This is a genomic window from Flavobacterium sp. T12S277, assembly GCF_048514875.1.
Lineage (GTDB): Bacteria > Bacteroidota > Bacteroidia > Flavobacteriales > Flavobacteriaceae > Flavobacterium.
In genome coordinates this window covers 1-24,697 of record NZ_JBLYEG010000021.1, presented here as the reverse complement: position 1 = coordinate 24,697, position 24,697 = coordinate 1, and the positions used below count along the sequence as shown (strand labels likewise).

Annotated in this window: 18 protein-coding genes and 1 pseudogene; 14 read left to right on the top strand and 5 right to left on the bottom strand. The window is 36.1% G+C overall.

Annotated features, from left to right (window positions below):
- Positions 1-234 precede the first annotated feature (234 nt).
- From ACN1CN_RS21165 to ACN1CN_RS21135, 7 genes and pseudogenes are all read left to right on the top strand, one after another.
- Complete coding sequence (locus ACN1CN_RS21165) at positions 235-4,458, top strand: RHS repeat-associated core domain-containing protein (RefSeq protein WP_419137451.1); 4,224 nt, start codon at positions 235-237, stop codon at positions 4,456-4,458.
- A 27-nt stretch (positions 4,459-4,485) separates the two neighbouring features.
- Positions 4,486-5,022 (top strand): hypothetical protein, encoded by a 537-nt coding sequence (locus tag ACN1CN_RS21160; RefSeq protein WP_419137449.1) that lies wholly within the window; start codon positions 4,486-4,488, stop codon positions 5,020-5,022.
- A 157-nt stretch (positions 5,023-5,179) separates the two neighbouring features.
- Complete coding sequence (locus tag ACN1CN_RS21155; RefSeq protein ID WP_419137447.1) at positions 5,180-5,860, top strand: RHS repeat-associated core domain-containing protein; 681 nt, start codon at positions 5,180-5,182, stop codon at positions 5,858-5,860.
- A gap of 11 nt (positions 5,861-5,871) precedes the next feature.
- Complete coding sequence (locus ACN1CN_RS21150) at positions 5,872-6,534, top strand: hypothetical protein (protein WP_419137445.1); 663 nt, start codon at positions 5,872-5,874, stop codon at positions 6,532-6,534.
- 212 nt (positions 6,535-6,746) lie between these two features.
- Positions 6,747-6,881 (top strand): annotated as a pseudogene (locus ACN1CN_RS21145) (RHS repeat-associated core domain-containing protein); the annotation flags it as partial.
- Positions 6,882-7,190 (top strand): AHH domain-containing protein, encoded by a 309-nt coding sequence (locus tag ACN1CN_RS21140; protein WP_419137443.1) that lies wholly within the window; start codon positions 6,882-6,884, stop codon positions 7,188-7,190. It abuts the pseudogene before it with no gap.
- Positions 7,191-7,221: 31 nt separating this feature from the next.
- The gene (locus ACN1CN_RS21135; protein ID WP_419137441.1) at positions 7,222-7,893 is read left to right on the top strand and encodes a hypothetical protein; all 672 of its coding nucleotides are present in this window, start codon (positions 7,222-7,224) and stop codon (positions 7,891-7,893) included.
- Positions 7,894-7,998: 105 nt separating this feature from the next.
- Here the strand turns inward: ACN1CN_RS21135 and ACN1CN_RS21130 are convergent, their stop codons facing one another.
- On the bottom strand, positions 7,999-8,289 hold the full coding sequence (locus ACN1CN_RS21130) for a hypothetical protein (protein ID WP_419137439.1): 291 nt from the start codon (positions 8,287-8,289) through the stop codon (positions 7,999-8,001).
- A 269-nt stretch (positions 8,290-8,558) separates the two neighbouring features.
- Between ACN1CN_RS21130 and ACN1CN_RS21125 the strand changes: the two genes are divergently transcribed.
- Together ACN1CN_RS21125 and ACN1CN_RS21120 are read left to right on the top strand one after the other, a co-directional pair.
- Complete coding sequence (locus ACN1CN_RS21125) at positions 8,559-8,996, top strand: DUF1896 domain-containing protein (protein ID WP_419137437.1); 438 nt, start codon at positions 8,559-8,561, stop codon at positions 8,994-8,996.
- Positions 8,983-14,352, top strand: a complete 5,370-nt coding sequence (locus tag ACN1CN_RS21120) for an N-6 DNA methylase (RefSeq protein WP_419137435.1) — start codon at positions 8,983-8,985, stop codon at positions 14,350-14,352. Before ACN1CN_RS21125 ends, ACN1CN_RS21120 begins: the two co-directional genes overlap by 14 nt.
- Before the next feature lie 721 nt (positions 14,353-15,073).
- Here the strand turns inward: ACN1CN_RS21120 and ACN1CN_RS21115 are convergent.
- Positions 15,074-15,418: a helix-turn-helix domain-containing protein gene (locus ACN1CN_RS21115; protein ID WP_419137433.1), complete on the bottom strand. Its 345-nt coding sequence runs from the start codon at positions 15,416-15,418 to the stop codon at positions 15,074-15,076.
- A gap of 189 nt (positions 15,419-15,607) precedes the next feature.
- Here ACN1CN_RS21115 and ACN1CN_RS21110 point away from each other — a divergent pair, with 189 nt between their 5' ends.
- The 5 genes from ACN1CN_RS21110 (at position 15,608) to ACN1CN_RS21090 (ending at position 19,695) form a co-directional block, all read left to right on the top strand.
- Entirely contained in the window at positions 15,608-15,808 is a 201-nt protein-coding gene (locus tag ACN1CN_RS21110) for a hypothetical protein (RefSeq protein WP_419137431.1), read from the top strand.
- An 88-nt stretch (positions 15,809-15,896) separates the two neighbouring features.
- On the top strand, positions 15,897-16,097 hold the full coding sequence (locus ACN1CN_RS21105) for a hypothetical protein (RefSeq protein ID WP_419137429.1): 201 nt from the start codon (positions 15,897-15,899) through the stop codon (positions 16,095-16,097).
- A gap of 280 nt (positions 16,098-16,377) precedes the next feature.
- Positions 16,378-17,007: a hypothetical protein gene (locus ACN1CN_RS21100; RefSeq protein ID WP_419137427.1), complete on the top strand. Its 630-nt coding sequence runs from the start codon at positions 16,378-16,380 to the stop codon at positions 17,005-17,007.
- A 6-nt stretch (positions 17,008-17,013) separates the two neighbouring features.
- Positions 17,014-17,535 (top strand): peroxiredoxin family protein, encoded by a 522-nt coding sequence (locus tag ACN1CN_RS21095; RefSeq protein ID WP_419137425.1) that lies wholly within the window; start codon positions 17,014-17,016, stop codon positions 17,533-17,535.
- Positions 17,536-17,541: 6 nt separating this feature from the next.
- Positions 17,542-19,695 carry a peptidase domain-containing ABC transporter gene (locus tag ACN1CN_RS21090; RefSeq protein WP_419137424.1) on the top strand — a complete coding sequence of 718 codons (2,154 nt, stop codon included), beginning with the start codon at positions 17,542-17,544 and terminating at the stop codon, positions 19,693-19,695.
- 924 nt (positions 19,696-20,619) lie between these two features.
- Here the strand turns inward: ACN1CN_RS21090 and mobC are convergent.
- From mobC to mobA, 3 genes are all read right to left on the bottom strand, one after another.
- A complete protein-coding gene (gene mobC, locus ACN1CN_RS21085) occupies positions 20,620-22,629 on the bottom strand; it encodes a conjugal transfer protein MobC (protein ID WP_419137422.1) in 2,010 nt (669 codons plus the stop codon).
- A 109-nt stretch (positions 22,630-22,738) separates the two neighbouring features.
- Positions 22,739-24,022 (bottom strand): conjugal transfer protein MobB, encoded by a 1,284-nt coding sequence (mobB, locus tag ACN1CN_RS21080; RefSeq protein ID WP_419137420.1) that lies wholly within the window; start codon positions 24,020-24,022, stop codon positions 22,739-22,741.
- A 2-nt stretch (positions 24,023-24,024) separates the two neighbouring features.
- The gene (gene mobA, locus ACN1CN_RS21075; RefSeq protein WP_419137418.1) at positions 24,025-24,462 is read right to left on the bottom strand and encodes a conjugal transfer protein MobA; all 438 of its coding nucleotides are present in this window, start codon (positions 24,460-24,462) and stop codon (positions 24,025-24,027) included.
- Positions 24,463-24,697: the final 235 nt, after the last annotated feature.

Genomic DNA, 24,697 nt, shown 5'->3' with positions numbered 1-24,697 from the left:
GTTCTTTTTTTATAAAAAATCTTACAAAAAACTTGGCGAATTCAAATTACTGTAGTATTTTCGTTTATAGCTGTATTTCAACATCTTCTTCTTCCTACAAGAAATAAAGCAAAAATAATTTGTTCACAAAAAACTATTGCCCAATAAGATGATAATCCTTTTTCGGGTAAAGACAATCCAATAGCAAATAACCGATAACCAAAGGAATACCACTTAAGCAACATCTAACTAATTATGTTATTAACCGATAATCATTTGACTATAGTGGTGGGTATAGACATCCATTTTACTACCCTGCCACCATTTAACCCATTTCATCCTTACATAGGTATTGTTATTGACCCGGCTGATTATATTCCTTTTATTGGAACCAGTGTGCACGTAAATGGCTTTAAACGTGGGAATTCTGACACAGGGGGGATAATTATTCCATTACAACACATTCCGCTTTTTACACCACCTTGGTTAATGATGCCTATTATCGGGCACGAAAGCATGAACTTTTTTGCTTCACAAACCGTATTCTCAGACAGCACCCGAATGAGTCCCAAAGGACACATGCTGATGACTTGTAATGATATTGGGATTCCATTGTCCTTATCACTTGGTAAAACTAAAGTTGGTAAAAAAATGTTGCCGTTTGCTCCAACCCTTTTTGCTCCAACTTCATTTTCCTTGCCTATTCCTACCGGGAAACCGGTAATGGTAGGCGGTCCTTACCCGCCCGATTGGGGTGGAATGCTTACCGGACTGGCCGCCAGTATTGGCTTTAGTACGCTATTGAAGAAAACAAGAGGACTAATTAAAAAATTTAACACCAGTGGTAAAAGTCCAAGTGGACTGAAAAAAATATTGTGTAGGTTTGGTTTTGAGCCTATAAATCTTATCAATGGAGCTGTTATTTACGAAGGAAATGATTTTGATATTGCAAGTCCTATTACTCTTAATTGGGAGCGTAACTGGTATTCAGATTCTGACTATATTGGCTGGCTTGGATATGGTGTACATTGTACATACGACAGAGCTGTAGAACTATACCCTGAAGATGATGCTCTGGGACTTCGTATGGACGACGGAAGACTTGTAGCTTTTCCTGCATTACTGCCAGAAGAAGAATTTTACCTTCGTGAAGAAAAAACAACCCTGAAAAGAACTCAGGACGGTTATCAGGCTTACGACCATAACAGTAAACTTCTCTATAATTTTACTTTATTTGACGGCAAAAAATACCAGCTTACACAAATCAGTAATCCTGATGGATTAGCCATTACTTTTGAATTTTCGGGATATCGTTTAAATAAAATCATCGATGCCTCAGGAAGAACTATAAAAGTAAGTACCAATAACGGTTTTATTGAAAAACTCGAATTGGCAGCCCCAGAGCAGGACGAACTTTTGGTGGCCTACCAATACGATGAGCATTATAATATGATCGCTATTATAGATGCACTGGGTAAACCGACTCAGATTGAATACGAAAATCACCTGATGGTTAAAAAAACTGATCGTAACGGGCAAACTTTTTATTGGGAGTACGATGCACAAAACAGGTGTATTCATACCTGGGGTGATGGAGGTTGGCAGGAAGGCCGGATGGAATACCATACTGAGGAAGGTTACAACATCGTCAGTGATGCCAACGGTGCCGTAACCACTTATTTTTATGAGCCGAATCAGCTTGTGACTCAGGTAAAAGACCCGATGGGCAATAGCACCTTTTATGACTATACCGAGTTCATGGAATTGTATCGAGAGATTGATCCCGAAGGTCGTATCTTGGGATTCACTTACGATGAGAAGGGGAATAAAATTAGCACCACCTATCCAGATGGTACCCAGGAAATGATGCTCTTTGATGACGAAAATCGTCCATCGATAGCCATCGATCCGGAAGGAAATAAGACAATCTATTTATACAAAGATCAAAAGCCACATCAGCTTAAAACCATTATTGCACCCGATAAAACCAGTACTCATTTTACCTATAACAATGATGGGTTATTGGCAAGTGTAGCCAAAAACAACAACGAACTCGAACTGGTTTACGATCAAGAGTACAATCTTGTAGAATGGCGGGAAAACGATCAAAAACTAAAATCCTGGGAGTACGACCACCGCAGCCGTGTAAAGGCGATTTACACGCCCATGCAAATGGCGGATTACTTTACCTATGACGCGCTGGACCGTGTGCAGCAAATTATAGAAAAAGACAGCAATGTTATCGAATTCAGCTATAACAACTATGATGAGGTAGTGGCTTTAACAGACAATAAAAACAACATCAGGTTTAGTTATACTCCAATGGGAAGTCTGGCCACCAGAGAACAGAACGGTGTAAAAGTGCGTTTTGACTACGACAAGATGGAGCAGCTGACCAGCATCAAAAACGAAGACAACGAAAGTTATAGTTTTAGCCGTAACAAAGCGGGATACATCATGCGGGAAACGGCTTTTGACGGTATCGTAAAAAAATACAATCGTAATCTTGCCGGTGAAGTCACCAAAATAGATTACGGAAACGGAAAGTTTACCGAATACGAACAGGATGCACTGGGCCGAATCACCAGAGCCGACTACCACGATGGCACCTGGGAAACCTACACCTATAACAAAAATGGATTGCTCATAGAAGCCACCAACCAAAACGTAAGTATTTCCTTTGAACGTGATGCTGTCGGACGCATAACACAAGAAACCCAAAAGCAGCAGCTTGATGCCAACGAAAACGGCATTACCCTTGTATCAACTTATAACACCTTAGGACAACGTACCAATATCACCACTAGCTTAGGAGCTAATATCAACACACATTACAATCAAAAAGGACAGCTCGAGTGCATAGAAGCCCAAAGTAACGAACTCAAAGAACAGCATCAGGCATGGGAAACCACGCTAAAACGGGATGAATTAGGACGTGAAATAGAACGTTTTGCCACTGGAGGTCTACACATCAAAACCAGTTACAACAGTAGCGGCAAGCAAAAGGAACAGGAAGTATTTGTCAACGGAAAACGCACTGGTTCACGTTATTACAACTGGGATACCAACCAACAACTTCGCAGTGCGGTCAATCAGCTTACAGGAGGCATGACCTATTTTGACTACGATGATTTTGGTAATTTGGCTAAAAGCTACAATGGCAAAGAAGAGTTGTATAAAACCCCGGATGTCGTAGGGAATCTTTATAAAACTGAAGACCGTAGCGATCGTAAATATGGCAAAGGTGGTAAACTGCTGCAGGACGAAAAATATTTTTACAAATACGATGACCAAGGAAATTTAATACATAAAAGTCCCCGGGATATTACCAAATCATTGGTGTTTGAACAGCCAACCAATTGGATCGATAAACTGGCAGGCAACAAAGAAGAAGAAAACAGATTACAAAAAGAACATGAGCAGTGGCAGTACGGAGACACAACTTACACCTGGCTCGCCAATGGCATGTTAGAGAGTGTTACCAACCCAGATGGAAAAAGAGTAAGTTTTGAATATGATGCACTGGGAAGACGTACCGCAAAAATTGCAAACAAAGAAATAAATCGCTATGTTTGGGATGGAAATGTTCTTATTCATGAGTGGAAATACGATCTAAAGGAAAGACCAAAACTTATAGTTGTCGATGAAGACAATCTGGTTTACGATAAACCGGAACCAATTGATAATTTGGTTACTTGGGTTTATGAGGAAAGTTCTTTTGTGCCAATTGCCAAGATAATTGGGAATGAAAAATTTAGTATCATAAATGATTACATTGGCAGACCAATACAAGTTTATAATGAAAATGGCGATGTAATTTGGGATACTGATTATGATATTTATGGTGATCTAAGAAATCTAAAAGGAGATAAAAATTTTATACCATTTAGACAATTAGGACAATATGAAGATCAGGAGACAGGTCTTTACTATAATAGGTTTAGGTATTATAATCCTGAAACTGGATTGTACTTGTCGCAAGATCCGATTGGACTTGCGGGAAATAATCCAAATCTTTATGCTTATACGCATGATACAAATTACTGGGTAGATATTTTTGGTTTATCTGTTGTTGCGTCTTCATGGAATCAATTTCAATCCCAAACAAGTGGTTGGTTCTCCAGTAGACAAGAGGCAGCAACAGGATGGAAGGTTTACCAAGAAAGTTCCCAGTCTACTGAAAAGTTAGCGATAGGAAGATTGACAGATACTGAGGCTGCTGAAAAAGCAGGCATGAGAAGGTTAAACACATCAGGTTGGACACCAGCAGTTAATGACGCTTGGATGCAGGGCGGTATTGATGCTGAAAAAGATTTTCATTTAGCCTCGGCTCCAGTTAAAGCAAATAGAGTAAACCCTCCAGGTTCTAGATTCCCATACACAGTATTTGATAGAGAATTGAAACAATTAGATGCAGCTGGCTATAAACGAAAAGGAAAATTAATGACACGAAAAGGGAAATTAATAAAATGTAAATAAAATTTGTAATCTAATAAACAATAACTTATGGACATCAACATAGCATTAGATGATTTAGATTTAATTATTACTTTACTTAATCGTAGTATTGATAAGATAAATAACTCAAAAGTTATTTATCTTATCAAAAAATTAGCTGTTACATATGAAAACATTAATCAAGAAAACAGAGAATTAGTCAGGAAACATGTTAAGGATAATCAAAGAATTTTGCTTTTGAGTATTTCAGAGCGTATAGCAGAAATTGCTATTAATAATAAAGATCAAGACCTTCCTAAAGTTGCATTATTTCTTCATTCACTTGAAGATTTCAAACAAGATCCAAGAGAAAATATTATATATCTATCAATAATATGGTATGTCTGTGAAAAATTATCATTAAATTCATTGGAATTATTCTCAGCAATAGCATTGCTCTCATCAAGTAAGACAAAGCAAAGTATATTAGAATTTGCAAAAAGACCAACTGCATTAAAGAATTTAAATGCGATGGGATTAATGGCTACAAAGAAAAATGGCAAAATCATTTTTGAACAGAAAAGAGCTCCATGGGAAATAAATTAAATCATCTTTGAAAGTTTCCCCCCTCTTCGAAGAGTTCTGCTAAACGCTGTGCGAAAGTCGGAAATACGATCTGAAAGAAAGACCAAAACTTGTAGTTCTTGATGAAGATGATTTGGTTTATGATAAACTATAACCAATTGAAAACCTGATTACTTGGGTGTACGAGGCAGGTTCCTTTGGACCAAGTGCTAAGATTATTGGTAGGGGAAAATTTTCAATCATAAATGATTATATTGGTAGACCAATACAGGTATATTCAGAAACAGGTGAACTCGTTTGGGAAACCGAATATGATATTTATGGAGGCCTAAGGAATCTAAAAGGAGATAGGAGTTTTATTCCTTTTAGGCAACTTGGGCAATATGAAGATATAGAGACTGGTTTATATTATAATAGATTTAGGTATTACAATACTGATAGTGGAATCTATTTGAGTCAGGATCCTATTGGAATCGCGGGAAACAATCCAAATTTATATGGCTATGTATATGACACCAACAGTCAAGCGGATTTGTTTGGGCTAGATTGTCAAGTGCATCATATTATACCTCAAGCAGTTTACAAACGATTTCCAGAATTGAAAAAAATGAAAGGATATGTTCAGGCAGTAAATCATCGAGTAGCTCAAAATAGAAATAACTTAATTGAATTAGAAACACCTTTTCATGGAAATCACCCAAAATATAATGAGTTTGTAACTAATGAATTAAAAAGTTTAAAGGAGGCTGGAAAACTAGATTTGGATAATGTGTCTAAATTACAAAATACTTTAAGAGATCAAATTGCAAAAGCACAAGAATCAGGATTAAATTTAAATGATTTTTTTGCTAATTTATAACAAAATAAAAAATGTATAAAAACGTATCAACTTCATCAGACCCAAAAGAAATTGGTGTCAATAATGGTATTTATCAAGTTGAATTATTAGAAAAAAAATCTTTTGTTTCTAATGATGAGAAAAAATATTACAAAGAATATTTTAACGGAAATGTAAAGAATTTTTTATTAGAAAATTTTGAAAACATCAAAAAAGACAAAGTTTCTTTATTGACTTACTTTCCATTGAAAAAAGCCAAAGAAACTGATTTTATAAGTTTTTCTCCAGATGAGATGGGATTAAATTTTATAGTTTCCCAAAGGATTGTTGACATATTTGAAAGTTTTGATGTATTTGAATTTGTGAAAATACCAACTAAAATAGAAGGTTTTAAAGATGATTATTATACTGTTGGTTTTCCAATGATAGAAATTCAAAAAATTGATTTTAAAAAATCGATTTTTATTGATTGGAAAAATAAAGGAAATATTTTAGTTCATTCTTATGAAGAGTTTATGTATCAAAAATTTGAAACACGAGCTTTAAGAACCCAAAAACTATTTTTAACAGAAAAATTAAAATCAGAAATATTGTACATCCAAACTGAGGGACTTTTCTTTTCCGATAAATTAATAGCAAAATTAGAAGATGAAAATGTAACTGGATTTCAGGTTCGCAATACAGAACTTGAATAAAACGATATTCTGCAGGATGACATTTATATGTTACGTAAAATAACCCAATTGCTGGTATATGCGCAACGATAGTGCGGAATTTTTTGTACCTACAATAGAGAACAACAAAGCATAAAAACAGAAAACCCCGCCAGCAATGGCGAGGTTTTTTAAGTTTAGGAAATAGAAAAAAGGCAAATAAAAGTAGGTAGTTTTGGAAAAGTGATGTAGAGACGGGTTTATATTATAACCGCTTTAGGTACTGTAATCCTGAAACTAGATTGTACTTGCCGCAGGATCCGATTGGGCTTGAAGGAAGTAATCCAAATTTCTATGCCTACGTATTCAATTCAAATTTTGAAATTGATTTGTCTGGACTTGATTGCCAAGTCCATCACCTGATACCGCAAGCAGTTTACAAACAATTTAAAAAAGATTTTAAGAAAATAAAAGGATATTCGCAAGCCGTAAACCATAAATTAGCTAAAAATAGAAACAATCTAATAGATCTAGATACTCCTTTTCATGGAAATCATCCTAAGTATAATGAATATGTAACAAGAAAATTAAATGATTTAAAGCTACAGCAAAAATTTGATTTAGATAATGTCCAAATTACAAAATCATCTAAGAGACGAAATTGCAAAAGCACAAAATTCGGGATTGAATTTGAATGATTTTTTTGGTAATTTATAACAAAAACATAAAATGTATAAAAGTATATCAACTTCATCAGACGCTAAAGAAATAGGTGTTAATAATGGCATTTATCAAGTTGAATTAATAGAAAAAAAGTCTTTTATTTCTATTGAAGAAAAAAAATATTACGAAGAATATTTTAACGGAAATGTAGAATCTTTTTTAATAGAAAATTGGAGAAACATAAAAAAAGACAAACTTTCTATATTAACTTATTTTCCTTTAAAAAAAGCAAAAGAGACAGATTTTATTAGTTTTTCTCCGAATGAACTTGGATTAAATTTCATAGTTTCTCAAAAAGTTATAGATATATTCGAAAGTTTTAATCTGTCTGATTTTATAAAAATACCATCTAAAATTGAAGGATTTATAAACAATTATTATACAATAGGTTTTCCAGTTACAAATTATAAGTATTTGGATTTTTCAAAATCAGTTTTTTGTGATTATCAAGGGAATCAAAAACTAATAAACACTTATGAAGAATATGATGAAAAAAGATATGATTTAAAAATTAAGAAATTAAAATTGATTAATAAAATTAATAGTAATAGTAATAAAATTAATAGTAATATAATTTATAGTCAAATTGATGGTTTGTTTTTCTCAATAGAATTAATAGAAAGATTAGGACAACAAAATATTGCAGGATTTCAAACTCTCAATACGGAACTTGAATAAATCCTTCGCTGGCACAAGCTTCATGCTTGTTGACTCAACGAGATTAAAACAACAAAACCCGCTAAATTTAGCGGGTTTTGTTGTTTTAATAAAGAAACGTTCTGTTTATATTTTAATTGTCGAAGCTCTAAAATAAATGGAATAAACAACGCATATTGAAAAAGCTGTTAATCCAAAATACAATCCTTTAAGAGAGCCTTGAGATTTTACAATCCATAAGTCTAAGAAAAGTATTAGTCCAATTATATTGTAAAGAAAAGAAAGTGAATTAACCATTACTTTATGCACTATTTTCCCAACGTTAGAATTATAAAATTCTAAAACATGCCTTGAAAGGTCTTTGCGATTTTCATAAATGCCAAAAAATATCATAACAATAAGGCTTAATAATTCCATAGTACTTTGTTTTTTTATTATTAAGAGAATGCTTTTTTAACTTTAAAAGTTTGAATTCGATTTAAAATTACAAAATTTAAATAAATTACAAATAAAAAAACGTTTCAATTTTGTTTTGAGATGGTTCCTTTATTTTTCCTTTTGGGCTTTATAGTAGTATCCTTTGCGTCAAATCCTGCCACACAAAGCCAAAGTATTCAACTTCAGCGAAGGCTCTTATCTAGTACTATAATTTTAGGCTTCATGCCAATTCTAAACAAAATTATAGTATGGATACAAAGCAAAAAGACCTATCGTATTTCAGATTACGACTGCAGGAATTATTAAATACCAGCTTCCCCGAAAAAGCTAATGACCAAAAGTTTATTGAACAGCGTTCTTCTTGGGCAGCTAATGCATATGAGGGCGCATTTAGTTCGAGAAACACTATTGAGCAATGCAGTGAAATAGCGAATTACATCCTGTTTGAAAACCTGCATTTCTCCAGGTTTGACACTGTTTTTCAGGTTGTCTGCAATGAATTTGATACCATAGTGGCAGACGAGGAACTAAGACCATTTGCGCTGAAAATGTTTCCTGTCTGCGCTGCTGTTTTCTCCAGCTACAAGCTAACCGATGACTTCGCGTACAGTTATGAGTTTGACCTGCTCTACACCGAAATAACGGGAACCATCGCAATATGGATACAGGAAAATGGGCTTCAGTAAAAAGCAGCATCTCCAACAAAACATTGATGCCCTGCGAATTGCTTTTAAACTGGAAAAGGAGAAACGGCAAGTCACCGTAGGCGAAAGACTGCTAATGATGCAATACAGCGGATTCGGCGGTCTTAAATTCGTGTTGAACCCGATAGCGCATGACATTGACATTAATAATTGGAGAAAAGCCGAACAGGACCTTTTCCCGATAACCCACGAACTCCACCAGCTACTCAAAGAAAATTCCGAAGACGAAAAGCAATATCGCCGATATGTGGATAGCATGAAAAGCTCCGTTCTGACAGCTTTTTATACACCACCACAGGTTATAGATGCGATTTCCGCAACCTTGCGTGAAAGCGGTCTGAACATTGATAAATTCCTTGAACCCTCCGCCGGTATCGGCTCATTTATACAATCTTTTACAGAAAATCAAAAAATCAATATTACTGCATATGAAAAGGATTTGCTCACCGGCAAGATTTTAGAACAGCTATATCCTCAAAGCAATATCCGTATTTCTGGTTTTGAAGAGATCCCCGAAAAGGAGCAAAACAGCTATGATGTGGTAGCGAGTAACATACCTTTTGGTGACACTTCCGTTTTTGACCTTTCCTATTCCCGAAGCAAGGACAGTGCAAAAGTGCAGGCAGCCCGAAGCATTTACAATTACTTTTTTCTCAAAGGTACTGATATGCTCCGTGAGGGTGGTCTGCTGGTGTACATAACCTCGCAGGGCATTCTCAACAGCCCGAACAATGAGCCGATACGCAGGGCGCTCATGCAGGATAATAATCTGGTTTCAGTTGTTCGCTTGCCCAACAATTTGTTTTCAGATTACGCCGGAACAGCAGTTGGCAGTGATTTAATTATCCTGCAAAAGAATACGGCAAAAAGAAGTCTGACCCAAAGGGAAGATCTGTTTTGCCAAAGTAATAGAACGGAGTACAACACACCGGGCAATGCACTATTTCAGGACAGTACAAGGATTGTGCATACCCAGCGTAAATTAGATACTGATGCCTATGGGCAGCCTGCATTAATCTATACACACAAAGATGGCATTGAGGGGATTGCCAAGGACTTGAAACAAATGCTTTCCGATGATTTTGGGAAGTACTTGGATTTACGTTTGTATAAAGGAGAAAGTAACACAGAACCTACAGCAAAAATCCCAACTGAAACAACGGCTACACCGGCAGTTGCCCAACCTGTGAACATTCAACAAAAACCGCTCTCTGTTCCAACTCCTGAAACCAATCGGGAAAGTCCGCAAGAATTAAAACAGTTAAGCATTTTTGACCTATTTGAAAATATGGGCGAACCTGCGATTTCAACTGATCCGCCCAAAGGAACGCCCAAAGCTAAAAGACAAACCACTAAAAAGAATAGCCGTGCGATAGGTCGGCAAACCGACCTGTTCACTTCGATGCAGCAACCCTATACACCGGTACTTAAAAGTGCAAATACCTCCGCCGAAGATAAAAAACAGGAAGCTATCGACGACCTGTTTTCGACTGCCACAGGGAATAGTCATGCTGTTACGCAAGTTATTCCCCAACCTGCTCGGTATAGTGGCGAAATGCAATCGTTCCATCGCAACGACTGCCTTGCTGTAGATAATGGCTGGGTCGGTCACCTGCAAGATGTAGATGCATCAGGCGGTACAGCAGTTTTCCATCCTTTGCAGTTGCCGACCTTACAGAAAGCCAGAGCGGAAGCGTACATCAATATACGTGATGTTTACCAACAGCTCTACAATAAAGAGGCAACGTTTCAGACTGAACAAAAAGAAGAGAGGGAAAACCTTAACCGATTATACGATGCCTTTGTCAAAAGGTATGGCAGCCTTAATAGTGCCGATAATATCAAGCTCATTAAAACGGATAGCTCCGGCAAGGAAATCCCTTATTTGGAACGTGTCGTTGGTGGCGTTGTACACAAAGCCGATATATTCATTCATCCTGTAAGTTTTTCAACCACAACCATTGCAACTGACAATCCCGATGAAGCATTAGCGGCATCGCTGAACAAATACGGGTGGGTGGATTTCGACTTTATGACCGAAATTAGCGGTATGACGGCCGATGCACTGAAAGAAGCATTATACGGTCGTATTTACTACAATCCCCTGCAAAAGGAATATGAAATATCCGAACGCTGGATTGCAGGTAACGTAGTTGAAAAAGCCCAAGAGGTCAAAGCTTACCTCGAAAATAATCCAGAAGACAGGGAAGCCCAAGCAAGCCTTACTGTTTTGGAAGAAGGCCGACCAAGACGTATCGAATTTGAGGAACTCGATTTTAATTTAGGTGAACGCTGGATACCCACAGGCCTATATGCCCGTTTTGCTTCACATCTTTTCGACGCAGATGTACATATAAATTACTCGGAAAGCTCCGATGACTTTTCCGTAAAGTGCCATCAGGGGAATTTGCATATATGGGAAAAATATGCTGTCAAAGCTGAAAGCCGCACGTTTGACGGAATTGCCCTGGTCAAACACGCCCTTGTCAATACCACGCCGGACATTACCAAAAAAATAATTGTTGGCGACCAGGAGGTCAAGATACGGGATATGGAGGCGATACAAATGGCCAATGCCAAGATCGATGAAATCCGTACCGCCTTTAACAATTGGCTGCACGCCCAAAACGATGAGTTTAAAAATAGACTGACGGGTCAATACAATGACACTTTTAACTGTTTTGTTAGGCCGAACTATGACGGAAGCCATCAGGGTTTTCCCGGACTGGACCGCAAAGCATTGGGTATCGAAGACCTATATTCAAGCCAAAAGGACACCGTTTGGATGATAAAGCTGAACAACGGTGCGATATGTGACCACGAAGTAGGTGCAGGAAAGACGCTCGTAATGTGCACGGCTGCACAGGAAATGAAACGTTTGGGATTAGCCAATAAACCTATGATTATCGGGCTAAAAAGCAACGTTCACGAAATTGCCGAGGCTTATCGCACTGCCTATCCACATGCTAAAATCCTATTTCCGGGTAAAGAAGATTTTACACCCCAAAAGCGCATGCGAATTTTCGGGGATATTAAAAACAATGATTGGGATTGTGTAATCCTCACACACGACCAATTCGGGATGATACCACAATCGTCTGAAATACAAAAGGAAATTCTCGAAATAGAATTGGACAGCGTAGAGCGTAACCTAGATGCATTGCAATCGCAGGGCAAGGAAGTCACCAGAGGGATGCTTGCCGGAGTAATCAAGCGTAAAGAAAACCTTGAAGTCAAACTCAAAACCCTTCAGCACGATATTGAAAACCGCAAAGATGATGTGGTCGACTTTAAAATGATGGGTATTGACCATTTGTTCGTGGACGAAAGCCACCAATTCAAAAACTTGATGTTCAATACAAGACATACAAGGGTTGCCGGATTGGGTAATGTGGACGGAAGCCAAAAGGCAATGAATCTTTTGTTTGCTATCCGTACTATTCAGGAACGCACGGGTGCTGATATGGGGGCAACCTTTCTTTCGGGTACCACTATCAGCAATTCATTAACTGAGCTGTATCTGCTGTTCAAATACCTGCGACCTCGAGCAATGGAAAAACAAGGCATTCACTCTTTTGATGCTTGGGCGGCTATTTATGCAAGAAAAACGACCGATTATGAATTTTCGGTGGCTAACAATATCGTGGCAAAAGAACGTTTCCGATACTTTATCAAAGTACCGGAGCTGGCTCAGTTTTACTCGGAAATCACGGATTACCGGACGGCAAAAGATATAGGTATTGACCGGCCCAATAAGAATGAACTATTATATAATATACCGCCTACTCCAGACCAGGAAGATTTTATCAAAAAGCTGATGGAGTTTGCCAAAACAGGCAATGCTACCTTATTAGGAAGAGCACCTTTATCACAAAGCGAAGAAAAAGCAAAGATGCTTATCGCTACGGACTATGCCCGTAAGATGTCGCTCGACATGCGTATGGTAAGCGGCAGATATGAAGACCACCCTGATAGCAAGGCTTCGCATTGTGCGGCAAACATAGCCAAGTATTACAACCAATATAACGCACAGAAGGGAACACAGTTTGTTTTCTCAGATCTGGGAACCTACAAGCCGGGCGAATGGAATGTGTATTCCGAAATAAAACGCAAGCTCGTGGAAGACCACGGCATACCTGCACACGAAGTCCGGTTTATACAGGAAGCAAAGACCGATAAGCAGCGCAAGGAACTTATCAAGGGAATGAACGAGGGAAAAATCCGTGTGCTGTTTGGTTCTACAAGTATGTTGGGTACAGGAGTGAACGCACAGAAAAGAGCTGTTGCCGTTCATCATCTCGATACGCCGTGGCGACCAAGTGACCTTGCCCAAAGGGACGGACGGGCAGTCCGAAAAGGCAATGAGATTGCCAAGTTCTTTGCAGATAACAAAGTAGATGTTATTATCTATGCAGTAGAGAAATCACTGGACAGCTACAAGTTCAACCTGTTGTACAATAAGCAGCTATTCATAGACCAGTTAAAAAACAATAATCTCGGCAAACGCACGATTGACGAGGGAAGTATGGACGAAAAATCGGGAATGAACTTCTCGGAATACGTGGCTATCCTCTCTGGAAATACCGACCTTCTGGATAAAGCTAAACTGGAAAAACAGATTGCCGGATTGGAAAGCGAAAAACAAGCGTTTAACCGTTCTAAGTTCAGTGCCAAATACAAGCTGCAGGATTTCACAGAATTGCTTGAGAGCTCGCAATCCCGTTTTAACCGAATGAGCCTTGATTGGAAAAACTTACATCAGCGCATACAAAAATCTTCGGATGGTACAATCGAAAATCCTTTGCGATTAGACGCTTTACCTTCCCATGCTGATAGCAAACAGATTGGTGCAAAGCTCAACGAACTTGCAGAGAAAGCCCGTACCGGAGGTCAGTATGAAGAAATCGGTACTCTGTACGGATTTACACTTTTGGTTAAAACAGAAATATCCGAAAAAGAGGGCGTGGATATACGTGTAAACCGATTTTTGATCCAAGGTGAGGGTAATATTAAATATACCTATAACAACGGTTTAATCGCGAAAGATGAAAAGCTGGCCACTATGAACTTTCTTAATGCACTGGAGAAATTACCTGGCTATATTGAACAGGAAAAAAAGAAGATTACTGAAATACAAAAAGACCTGCCTGTTCTTCAGGAAGTGATAAACGGTACATGGTCCAAGGAAAGCCGGTTGAATGAGTTTAAAACGGAACTTGCTGCCGTTGAGAGGAAGATACAATTGTCTATTACTCCCGAAAATAAAGAGCAGAAAGAAAGAATTGAGGTTGACGGTATTCAGGTGCTGGAAAGGCCTGCTGCACGCTTAAAAACTTGATACCTAACAATTGTAATCAGGTAAAATGCTTAAGGTAATCGCTGTTAAGTAATGGCATTTTTAAAACTAGCTAATTTGCTTAGATTGGTAGAAATAATTAACGTTCCTTGTTTTTGCCCTTGTCATTCGTAAATATTTCTTTTCTAATTCCATCTACATATTTTCAGGTTCATTTTCCAGTAAGATGCTAATTTATTCAAGAAAAAAGGCTTGAGAACGATAGTTGGATTTTACCAAATAATTCATAAGCTAATTTTGTAAAAGGCATAAGTGTATTTGATTGAATTTTGTTGAAATCTAAAAAATACGAGAAGGAAAAAATATGAGCCAAGAAAAAGTGGTATACCGTGCAGAAGTTTCTTTATTATAAATTATTAAGATAGAAAGATATTTCATGTGTCGCGACTTGGTCTACTAAGAATGTAATTGTAATACTAAAAACTTAGCAATTCAAAATCAATTTCTACTTTTGAAATTCTATCTAATTCACGTAAAGTACTTTTCTTTATTTTTTTCTGCAAATTCTACGGACAGTCAAATTGATCGGTTTTTCCATTTTAACGAATAAGCCTTTCAGACTGTTGAGGAAACAAAGAGATTTTACTAAAAACAAATAGGCTGTGAAATGTTGCAGATTGTGAACTAAAAAACTCAATTAATTTTAAAAAAAAGTTATAAAATTTAATTCAAGACCCAAGTTTTTACCTAAAAAGCGAGACCTTTATTTTTTTTTATCTTTATAAATTTCTATTATTTCTTTCAATTCATTTATTCGTTGCTCATATTGCTCAATCAGCTTATCTGATAATTCCTGAACCGAATATGTTGAATTTAATTTTTGCTGGTTATTATTTCCGTCCAACAAATCTCTTCTGATTAAATCTTCTGGATAAATTGTAAAAATTTCGCAAATCCTTGAAATGTGGTTTGCCCACGAATGATTCTCACCATTCTCCATTCTGGCATAAGAAGATTGTGATATATTCAGGTAGTCTGCCATTTCCTCTTGTGAAAAATTTCTACTCTTTCTGAGTTTTTTTAACTTATTTCCAACCAATGCATTCATATCCTTGTTAAATAATATTTTTCCTAAAAATATAGAGGACCGATTTGCTTTTAAATACTCACTAGATCGTGTTTTTATTTATGTAAGAAAAAAAAGAGAAAAAATGGGTAAAATTACCCGTTTAGAGCATAAGACAAATCATCATAAAAACATAAATTTGAATTTATTAACAATTTAATTATTATATTTATGAAAAAATTAGAATTAAATCAAATGGAAAATTTGAACGGAGGACGACCTACTAAACAACAAATAGGATGTGCGGCCTCACTAGCTGGTCTAGCTTTAACTTACGCTGGAGCATTTGCTATTACTGCCGCTACAGGTGGCGCAGGATTATTTGCTGCTGCTTTTATCGTTGGATCAATAGGTGTAGGAACATCTTGTTAAATTAAATTAATCTTTTAATTTATTAATGGTTTTATTAGCGATAAGGCACTAATTAACTAGTTTTGGAACATCCTAAAAAATATACAACATGACTTTAAAAACAAAAAAATGGTTTTACTTTAACCTTATTTTCGTTAGCGGAGGTTTGGGTGGTTTTTTAATTGGTTATATGATAAAAAATGGTTTTTCAATTGGAATGGCTTTTACTGTGGCTGGTCTATTGATGACAACTTTAGCATCATACATCCAATGGAAATATATTGTAAAAACATTAACTAGCCAAAAATGATTTTATCTGAAATTTATTTTTAAAAAATAAAGTGATAAAAAAGATAGCTTCCAAATATACCGGAGCAATATTTTATGTATTGTTGATAATCGTAAATTACTTTACGAAATTCTGTCCAGAAATTAATCGTTTTTTGATTTTCATGACTTTCCTTTGTTATCTCATTTTTAGGCACAAAAAAACTTTACTTGGAGTTCGTTTATTTAAAAATAAATCAACTCCACAATTAAAAAACAGCAACTGAAAAGTTGCTGTTTTTCAACCCCACAATTTTATATTTATGAAATCTCCATTTATAAAATGGTTAGTGCTTTCTATTGTCACAATTTTAATTGCTGAAATTTTTAAAAAAGCAATACATTTTGATGATTTATTTTACAACTCACTATCCGAGCAACTTACTTCTCAACAAATAGAAAATTTTCTTGGATTTCAGAAAAAATGGCAATGGGTTGGCTATGTATTTATTCCTGTTTTGATGCTAATCAAAACATCGATAATCGCTACCATACTTTATATTAGTTTGTTTTTCTCTAGTAAAGATTTAAAATTTAAAAACCTTTGGAACATTGTCTTAAAAGCAGAATTTATTTTTTTGTTAGTTCCTGTTTTCAAAATAGTTTGGTTTTGTTTTTTTCAAACCAATTATACTTTAGATGATGTTCAAAATTTCTATCCTTTATCAGCTTTAAATATCGTAGAGTATAAAAACTTGGAAACTTGGTTTCTTTATCCGTTTCAAACTTTAAACTTATTTGAGTTAGCCTACATTATCTATTTAGGATATCAAGTCGGAAAGCTAACAAACATTAAACCAGACCATGGCTTAAAAATAGTTGTATACAGTTATGTGCCTGCATTATTACTTTGGGTAGTAACCATAATGTTTTTTACGCTTAATTATTCATAAAACTTCATGAAAAAAAAACTAAAAATAATATTGGCCATATCGTTTATATGTATTCTTGCTTTTTTTACTTATCAAATTGTTATCAAAATAAATCACAAAAAAGAAGCAGCAGAAAACATCAAAACCATTCCTGATTTTTCATATAAAAACATAAACGGAGGTTTTTTTACCAATCAGGATATAAAAATCAATACTCCAACTTTGTTTATTTACTTTAACAGTGAATGCGAATATTGCAACGAAGAGGCCAAAATGATAAAAGAAAATGTAGAAAAATTCCAAAACGTCCAACTCATTTTTGTTTCGTTTGAAAAACTGGAACTTATCAAAACATTTGTCACAAAACACCAACTTACTTCTTATGATAATATTCATTTTTTATGCGATAACAAAGTTACTTTCTCTGCTACATTTGATGTTAAATCTTTGCCTTGTTTAGTTTTATATAATAAAAATCAAAAACTAGTAGAAAAAATAAAAGGACAAACGAAAATCGAAATTCTTCTAAAAAAATTGACTTCAGAATAAATCCCAATGAATCTAAAGCATATCGAAAAAACACATACCCTGCAACTTGACCAATCAGATTGTGGTGTTGCTTGTTTAATGAGCATCATAAAATTTTATCAAGGCAATAATACTATTGAAAAAATTCGTGGGCTAAGTGGCACAACCAAACAAGGTACTACGATGTTAGGTTTGTATCAGGTTGCAAACAAATTAGGCTTTACTGCTGAGGGTTGCGAAGCCGATATTCAGGGACTTATAGACCACAAACAACCCGTACTTTTACATGTTCTAATTGAAAATCAACTCAATCATTATATAGTTTGCTATGAGTATGACGAAACAAAAGGTTTCCTAATTGGCGATCCGGGAAAAGGTATTTTTTATTTATCGATAAGTGAATTAGAAAAAATTTGGGTTTCAAAAACTTGTCTCACTCTTGAACCAAATGAAAGTTTTATTAAAGAAAAAACAGAAAAAAACGCTCAAAGAAAATGGTTTTTAGAAATCCTGAAAGAAGACTATAAACTTTTATGGATTAGCATTTTATTAGGTGTTTTTGTTGCAGCTTTAGGAATGGCAATGTCACTATTCTCTCAAAAACTAATTGATGATATTTTGCCATCTCACAATATCAAAAAATTAATTTCGGGTATTGGCTTGTTGACTATTTTATTATTGGCAAGAGTAGGGTTAGCTATTTTGAGAGAATTCTTTTTATTACAGCAATCTAAAGATTTTAATAACCGAATCAACAGTCAATTTTTCGATTCTCTTTTGCATTTACCAAAACCGTTTTTTGATACTAGAAAAATTGGGGAGTTAGTCGCTCGATTAAACGATACACAACGTGTACAAAGCGTTATAAAAACATTAACGAGTTCTTTGGTTATAGACGTTTTGATTTCTATTATATCGCTAGGATTTCTGTTTAGCTATTCCTGGACGCTGGGATTAATTTCTTTGTTGAGTTTGCCTATTTATTTTTACATCATCTACAGAAGCAATAAAAAAATAATCAATGCTCAAAAAGAAGTGATGCAAAGTTATGCTTTTAACGAAAGTAATTACATCAATACTATTCAAGGAATTTCGACTATAAAAAATGATAACAAACAAGCAATTTTCGGCAAAACCAACAATCTGATTTTTGCTAATTTTCAGCAAAAAATATTCAATCTCGGAAAAATAAACATTACTCTTTCCTGGCAATCAGGTTTGGCAAGCGTTTTCTTTTTGATAGGTATTTTAATTTATACTTCCATACAAGTATTTGATAAAGAAATAAAAACTGGGGAGTTAATTGCAATTTTAGGGATTGTCGGTTCACTTTTGCCATCGATTGCAAATCTGGCATTGGTTGCCATTCCCATTAACGAAGCCAAAATTGCTTTTAACCGAATGTATGAATTCGCATCAATTGAAAAAGAGAAAAAAGAAGGACTCGAAATTTCAGGAATTGAACAAATATCTATTCAAAATCTTTCTTTTCGTTTTGCAGGAAGAAGTGAATTGTTCCATAATGTTAATATAGAAATCAAGAAGGGAAAATTTATTGCGATTGTTGGCGAAAGCGGTAGTGGCAAAAGTACATTAGGGCAAATTTTACAGCGATTTTATAATTTTGAAAACGGAAATATCATTATAAACAACAAACACGAACTTTCGGAAGTACAACTAAAAAACTATAGAGATCTGATAGGTGTTATTCCGCAAGAAATAATCATTTTTAATGGTAATGTTGTCGATAATATTTTACTTGGAGCCATAGAAACGTCCGAAAATTTAATCGAGTTCATAGAAAATTATGGTTTTGATGTTTACTTTGACCAATTTCCACAAGGATTAGCTACAATTTTGGGCGAAGAAGGAATTAATTTATCTGGCGGACAAAAGCAAATTATTGCTTTAGCAAGAGTACTTTACAAAAAACCACAGTTCTTAATACTTGACGAAGCTACTGCGGCAATGGACAGAAACACTGAAAACTTTACAATGGATTTATTCCAGAAAATAAAAAAAAACTGTTCTATATTTTTTATTTCACACCGCTTAAATATGCTTAAAAATGTTGCGGACACTATTTATGTCTTAGATAACAAAACCATAAGCCATCTTGGAAATCATCAGGATCTAATGAATACTTCAAATTTTTATAGTGATTATTGGAAAATTGAATAATATAAACAAAAAGGTTTCACATTTAGAGTGAAACAGCTGTTAGCGGTCCCTGCTCATATTTTTTGTTCTCTCGATTTAATTTGTATAAAGTCTTCATATTTGGTAAAATACTCTAGGCCCAAAACTAAAAACATCGAGCTTATGATATATACTTTCTTCATTATGACTGCTAAACCCAAATAACCTAAACCAAAAAGTAAAAAGAAAAAATAATAAGTCAATAGGCAAATAATACAGTAGAGTTTAAGTAAATGAAGTTTTGACTTTAGGAGAAATACTGTAATAGTAAATAAACCAAATAATGTTAAAATGATCGATATTACTCCCAGGTCATGTAACGGTGTTGCGATTAAGAAAATAAATATTATGTTGGCAGCACCTATAAATTTTAAGATATCAGCCCAGTGTCTTGATGAGATTTTTTTTGGCATATTGATGAAAAAAAAATCCATATCCAATCGAGTGGAATCCCATTCCTATAACTGCCCAAATCCTACCAGGGTTTTCATAACCATTTATCGCTTTTGCTGTAAATAAATTGCTTAGGAAATTTTTTGACTAACCAAAGCCTATAGAATTTTTGTCAAGCAATGAGCCGCCTGGATAGGTCAATGTTGCTATTACTATTAATATCACTGAAGTAATCAAGCATATCAAAACCAAACATTTCTTAATCATCTGATTAAAATTGTTTATAATAGTTGTTGCAAAGTCGTTTGCAATGACCGCTATGCGCTATTAATGTGCGGATATTGAGTACAATACTACATAAGAAAACTATGTGATCTTTATTTTTTTTACGAATCAGGATTTAGAAATTCCTAATTTGAAACACTATTGTACTATCGCTGATATAGCATTTATAATCGGTCAAATAAAGGCCGGGATGTTACAAACTTCAACTTCGAATCTCATTTACTCGCTCTACTTACCACTATCCTTTTGTAACAGATGCTTTAAATTGGGATCATTCTTTATACGTCCCAATTCGGTTTCGATAACCAGTACAATATCCGTTTTTATCTGCCTGTAATTGCCTTCGATTGCATGCTTCATATTGTTTTTACCGTTTTCGTCAATAAAAGATAAGATTTCCGGTATTTTTTGATATCCTTTAGTTTCAGAAGCAACCTTTTCATTATCCACGACAATTTCAGCATGGAAGATTTTCTGCTCGATACGTTCATCAAAATTGTCCGATACAGATCCAACAAAAAAACCTTGTGTCAAGGTTGATATTTTGGAAGCCGGTATGAGACTGTCCAATTGGGTAGATATTGATGTCGAGGTATCATTGCGGTTGATGCTCATACTCTGCCTTTTCTGCAATACTTTCCCAAATCGCTCCGAAAGGCTTTTTGCAGTTTCCCCAACCACCTGGCCACTAAAAATATTACCTACGGTGTTCTGAATTACTTTGCTCTCTTTGTCGCCATAGTCCCTTGTCAGCTGAGAATAATCCTGAAATCCCAAACATACTGCCACCTTATTACTTCTGGCAGTTGCAATAAGGTTATCCAATCCTCTAAAATAGATAGTGGGCAGCTCGTCTATAATAACCGAACTCTTCAATTGACCCTTCTTGTTGATGAGTTTTACAATACGTGAATTGTATAATCCCAGTGCAGCAGAGTAGATGTTTTGGCGGTCAGGGTTATTACCTACGCATAATATCTTAGGCTCTTTAGGATTGTTTATGTCCAATGAAAAATCATCGCCCGTCATAACCCAATAGAGTTGTGGCGAAATCATTCTTGACAAAGGAATTTTTGCAGATGCAATCTGTCCCTGTAATTGGTCTTGTGCGCCTCCCTGCCATGCATCCATAAAAGGCGACAAATAGTTTTCCAAATCGGGATATGATGTTAAAATCGTAAATACGTCAGAATATTTTTTATTCAGGAGTTCAATAGCGTGTGGGAATGTACAATACTTACCGTCATCATAAATTTTCAGATACCATATTATGGCTGCCAAAAGGATAATCGGGCTCTCGACGAAGAAGTCGCCCTGCTTCTGTATCCAAGACCGGTTAAGGTTCAGCATTATCGTATACGCTGCTTCATAAGCATCCGAGATATCTGTCATGAAATCGGGATTGAGGGGATTGCAGCGGTGGCTCTTGCGTGGGTCGTCAAAGTTGATAACGTAGAATTTGGGCTGTACTTTGTACTTATCCCGATGTTTCATTAGATGATTGTAGGCAATAGTAGAAAGATCATCAAATTTGAAATCGTAGATGTACATACTAAAACCTTTCTCAATCTGCTGTTTGATGTAATTGTTTACAATTGCATACGATTTTCCCGAACCGGGTGTACCTAAGACAATCGTTGCCCGAAAAGGATTGACTATATTAATCCAGCCATTGTTCCATTTTCCTTTGTAATAAAACTTCGTGGGAAGGTTGACAGAATATTCGTTTTCCATCAATGCAGTCTCCTGCATAAAACTTTCGTTCTCGTTGTTGAAAACATCGTCCATGAGATTGTTACGAAGTAATCGGCTCATCCAGACTCCGGCTACCATTAAAGCAACATATCCTAAACCAGTGGTAAGGATATAAAGAATTGTGGCAGTAGTTATCGATAGCTTTAATAAAGGTGTGTTCAGAAAAAAAAAGACAAACCCAATCGCCAAAGCAGTATAAATTTTAGTCCAGGTCATCTTCTGGTTTTTAACTCCCTTTGACCCCAAGCAGCTTAATGCCAATAATACCAAGGCAAATACTTTGGTATAAAATGTATGCGAAAACAATCCCGCGGTACGCTGAAAATTACCTAATATTTTGTTGATTACTTCTAAAGTCCAGCCGCGATCTATAAAGTAACCGTAGCAAAACCAATAAAGGTGCATCAGTACCAAAAGGATACTTACTGCCCGCATAAAAGCCATAATTTTGGCAAGTCCTCTTACATCATCTTCTCCCTGCATTATTTTAATTTTTAATGTTCGGGCGTGAATTTAAAGGCTCTAACTAGCGGCTATAAAAATGTGACAGGCAAAGGCAGTACGAGGAAGTGTTTGGCTGAATACTAATCAATTACCTCTTTGGCCTTTTTCTTTTCTTCTTCATTCTATTGGCAAAATTCTGTTCTAGGGAATCTTCGCCCTGTGCTTCAGGAAGCAAACCGCCTAATGCTTCAATTAAACCGTCTTCGTGTTTTTCAGCAGTATTCAGGAAGTCGAACAAATGATGGGGTTCCTCTGCAGGAAGACCTACATCATTTAATGTGGATATTTTCGATTGCAGTTCGACCGGCTCTTTAATTTCAGGTGCGATATTATTGTTCCAGTAATCATTAAAGGTATTGGCAGAAAGCTCTTTTCCCAATCGTGAACCGTTCCACACTGTTTTAGAATTATGGTCTATAAAGGTGATTCCGTAAATACGTGCTGTATCATTTCTGCGTATTACTACGTTAATTCCCTGTTCGCCTAACTGTTTTTTAAAAGCCAGCTCATCACTTGTTGATTGTAAAGCAATGGTAACTGCAGCTTCAATGGTTGGCTTTGCCGGGTGGTCTTTTAAAGTTTCTTTGGATTTCGCGTAGTGCAATTCCAAAGTGGACAGGCCGGCATTCTTTCCGAATAAAGAAGCCTTAAACGGATGTCCGGCTCTTTCGCCTTTTTCATTTAAAGGAATGTACAGCAAACCTTGCCGGATCTCTCCTCGTAATTCCCCTTCAACTTTCTCGGTAGTAACATTAAACAGGGAAAGCAAGGCATTATATTCTCCCAAAGTTTGGTACTGATAATAGTTTGGCAAGTGTCGTATTATTGAAGCTATCTGACTCTTCACATCGCCTGCCCAATAATCTACTGGACGGAAGACCATGTCATTCTGTTTGTGTTCTTTATCCGTTGCGGGTATCAATCCATACTTAATTTCCATCTCCCTGCATACACTCATTGACCGCCTTTTCTCGAACTTATCCGAAATTTTTTTACCTTCTTCATCCACGCAAACAGAGACAATATGGATATGGCTGCGGTCAAGATCGGTATGTTTAAACACCACGTACGGCTGCTGCCCGTAACCCATTTCCCTCATATATTCCTCTGCCATTTCCCTGTACCTGTCATCACTTACTATATCGTTCGGGTCAGGGTTGAGCGAAATATGCAACGCATGTTTCTCGGTATTGCGATTGGCTATGAGATAAGGGGCAAAAGACTGTGCTAATTGTGCAACGGAATAGTGACCGCCCGCGGTTTCAATTATCTTATTGCCAAACAGAATCTGTCCGTTTTCATTCTCTACTTTTAGCTGATTGTACGCCAATGCCCCGTATAAATTTCCGCTTCTTCCAATTTTTGCTATCATTTCTAAGGCTGTTTTTTCAAATGTTTTGCTTCAAATTCTTCGGTTATCTGAATGATTTTTTGGCATAATAGCGCCATCTCAGCAGTCTGTTTTTCCAATTTATAGAGAAAAGCTGCCGCCTTTTTCTCGGAAAAATGACGGTACAACAGCTTTACGATCTGGTTATAATTTACGCCTACCGAGCGAAACTGGCTGTGAAATGAAGTCAATCGCATATAAAAATCAACTGTCCCTTTGTCAATTTTAACCGATTTCATCTCCTTGCTGAAAAGCAGCGAAATGATAAATTTTGCTTTATTGGGCATTCCCGATGTTTCAAAAAGCGATAAAAGTTTGGCGTTTTCCGCGTCCGTCAGACGAAATACGTGGCGGTGGATGCTTGGGTTGTCTTTTGGCGAACGTCCACCCTTATTGCGTTTGTTGTTATTGTTTTCGTCCATAACCTGTCCATTTTAATCCTTACACAAAACCCTGACTTCGGAAGGTGTTTTTCAGCTCCCGGCAGGGCAAGTTGTTTTGAGGCACGAACTCGGTTTCGAGTGCCTCAAAACACAACTTGCCATTACCTTTGTGGTAATATTTTTGCAAATACATTTTTTATTTTTATCTCTTCTAAAAGCGGTTAAAGGGTGAACATAACAACTTGCTAGAATTAAAAGTTCTTTACACGGCATT

Coding starts and splice junctions, on each gene's coding strand:
- ACN1CN_RS21125 (WP_419137437.1), top strand. CDS start 8,559: ATGGATACAAAGCAAAAAGACCTATCGTATTTCAGATTACGACTGCAG.
- ACN1CN_RS21105 (WP_419137429.1), top strand. CDS start 15,897: ATGACTTTAAAAACAAAAAAATGGTTTTACTTTAACCTTATTTTCGTT.
- ACN1CN_RS21095 (WP_419137425.1), top strand. CDS start 17,014: ATGAAAAAAAAACTAAAAATAATATTGGCCATATCGTTTATATGTATT.
- ACN1CN_RS21110 (WP_419137431.1), top strand. CDS start 15,608: ATGAAAAAATTAGAATTAAATCAAATGGAAAATTTGAACGGAGGACGA.
- ACN1CN_RS21135 (WP_419137441.1), top strand. CDS start 7,222: ATGTATAAAAGTATATCAACTTCATCAGACGCTAAAGAAATAGGTGTT.
- ACN1CN_RS21150 (WP_419137445.1), top strand. CDS start 5,872: ATGTATAAAAACGTATCAACTTCATCAGACCCAAAAGAAATTGGTGTC.
- ACN1CN_RS21160 (WP_419137449.1), top strand. CDS start 4,486: ATGGACATCAACATAGCATTAGATGATTTAGATTTAATTATTACTTTA.
- mobC (WP_419137422.1), bottom strand. CDS start 22,629: ATGCAGGGAGAAGATGATGTAAGAGGACTTGCCAAAATTATGGCTTTT.
- mobA (WP_419137418.1), bottom strand. CDS start 24,462: ATGGACGAAAACAATAACAACAAACGCAATAAGGGTGGACGTTCGCCA.
- ACN1CN_RS21120 (WP_419137435.1), top strand. CDS start 8,983: ATGGGCTTCAGTAAAAAGCAGCATCTCCAACAAAACATTGATGCCCTG.
- ACN1CN_RS21165 (WP_419137451.1), top strand. CDS start 235: ATGTTATTAACCGATAATCATTTGACTATAGTGGTGGGTATAGACATC.
- ACN1CN_RS21090 (WP_419137424.1), top strand. CDS start 17,542: ATGAATCTAAAGCATATCGAAAAAACACATACCCTGCAACTTGACCAA.
- mobB (WP_419137420.1), bottom strand. CDS start 24,022: ATGATAGCAAAAATTGGAAGAAGCGGAAATTTATACGGGGCATTGGCG.
- ACN1CN_RS21130 (WP_419137439.1), bottom strand. CDS start 8,289: ATGGAATTATTAAGCCTTATTGTTATGATATTTTTTGGCATTTATGAA.
- ACN1CN_RS21115 (WP_419137433.1), bottom strand. CDS start 15,418: ATGAATGCATTGGTTGGAAATAAGTTAAAAAAACTCAGAAAGAGTAGA.
- ACN1CN_RS21100 (WP_419137427.1), top strand. CDS start 16,378: ATGAAATCTCCATTTATAAAATGGTTAGTGCTTTCTATTGTCACAATT.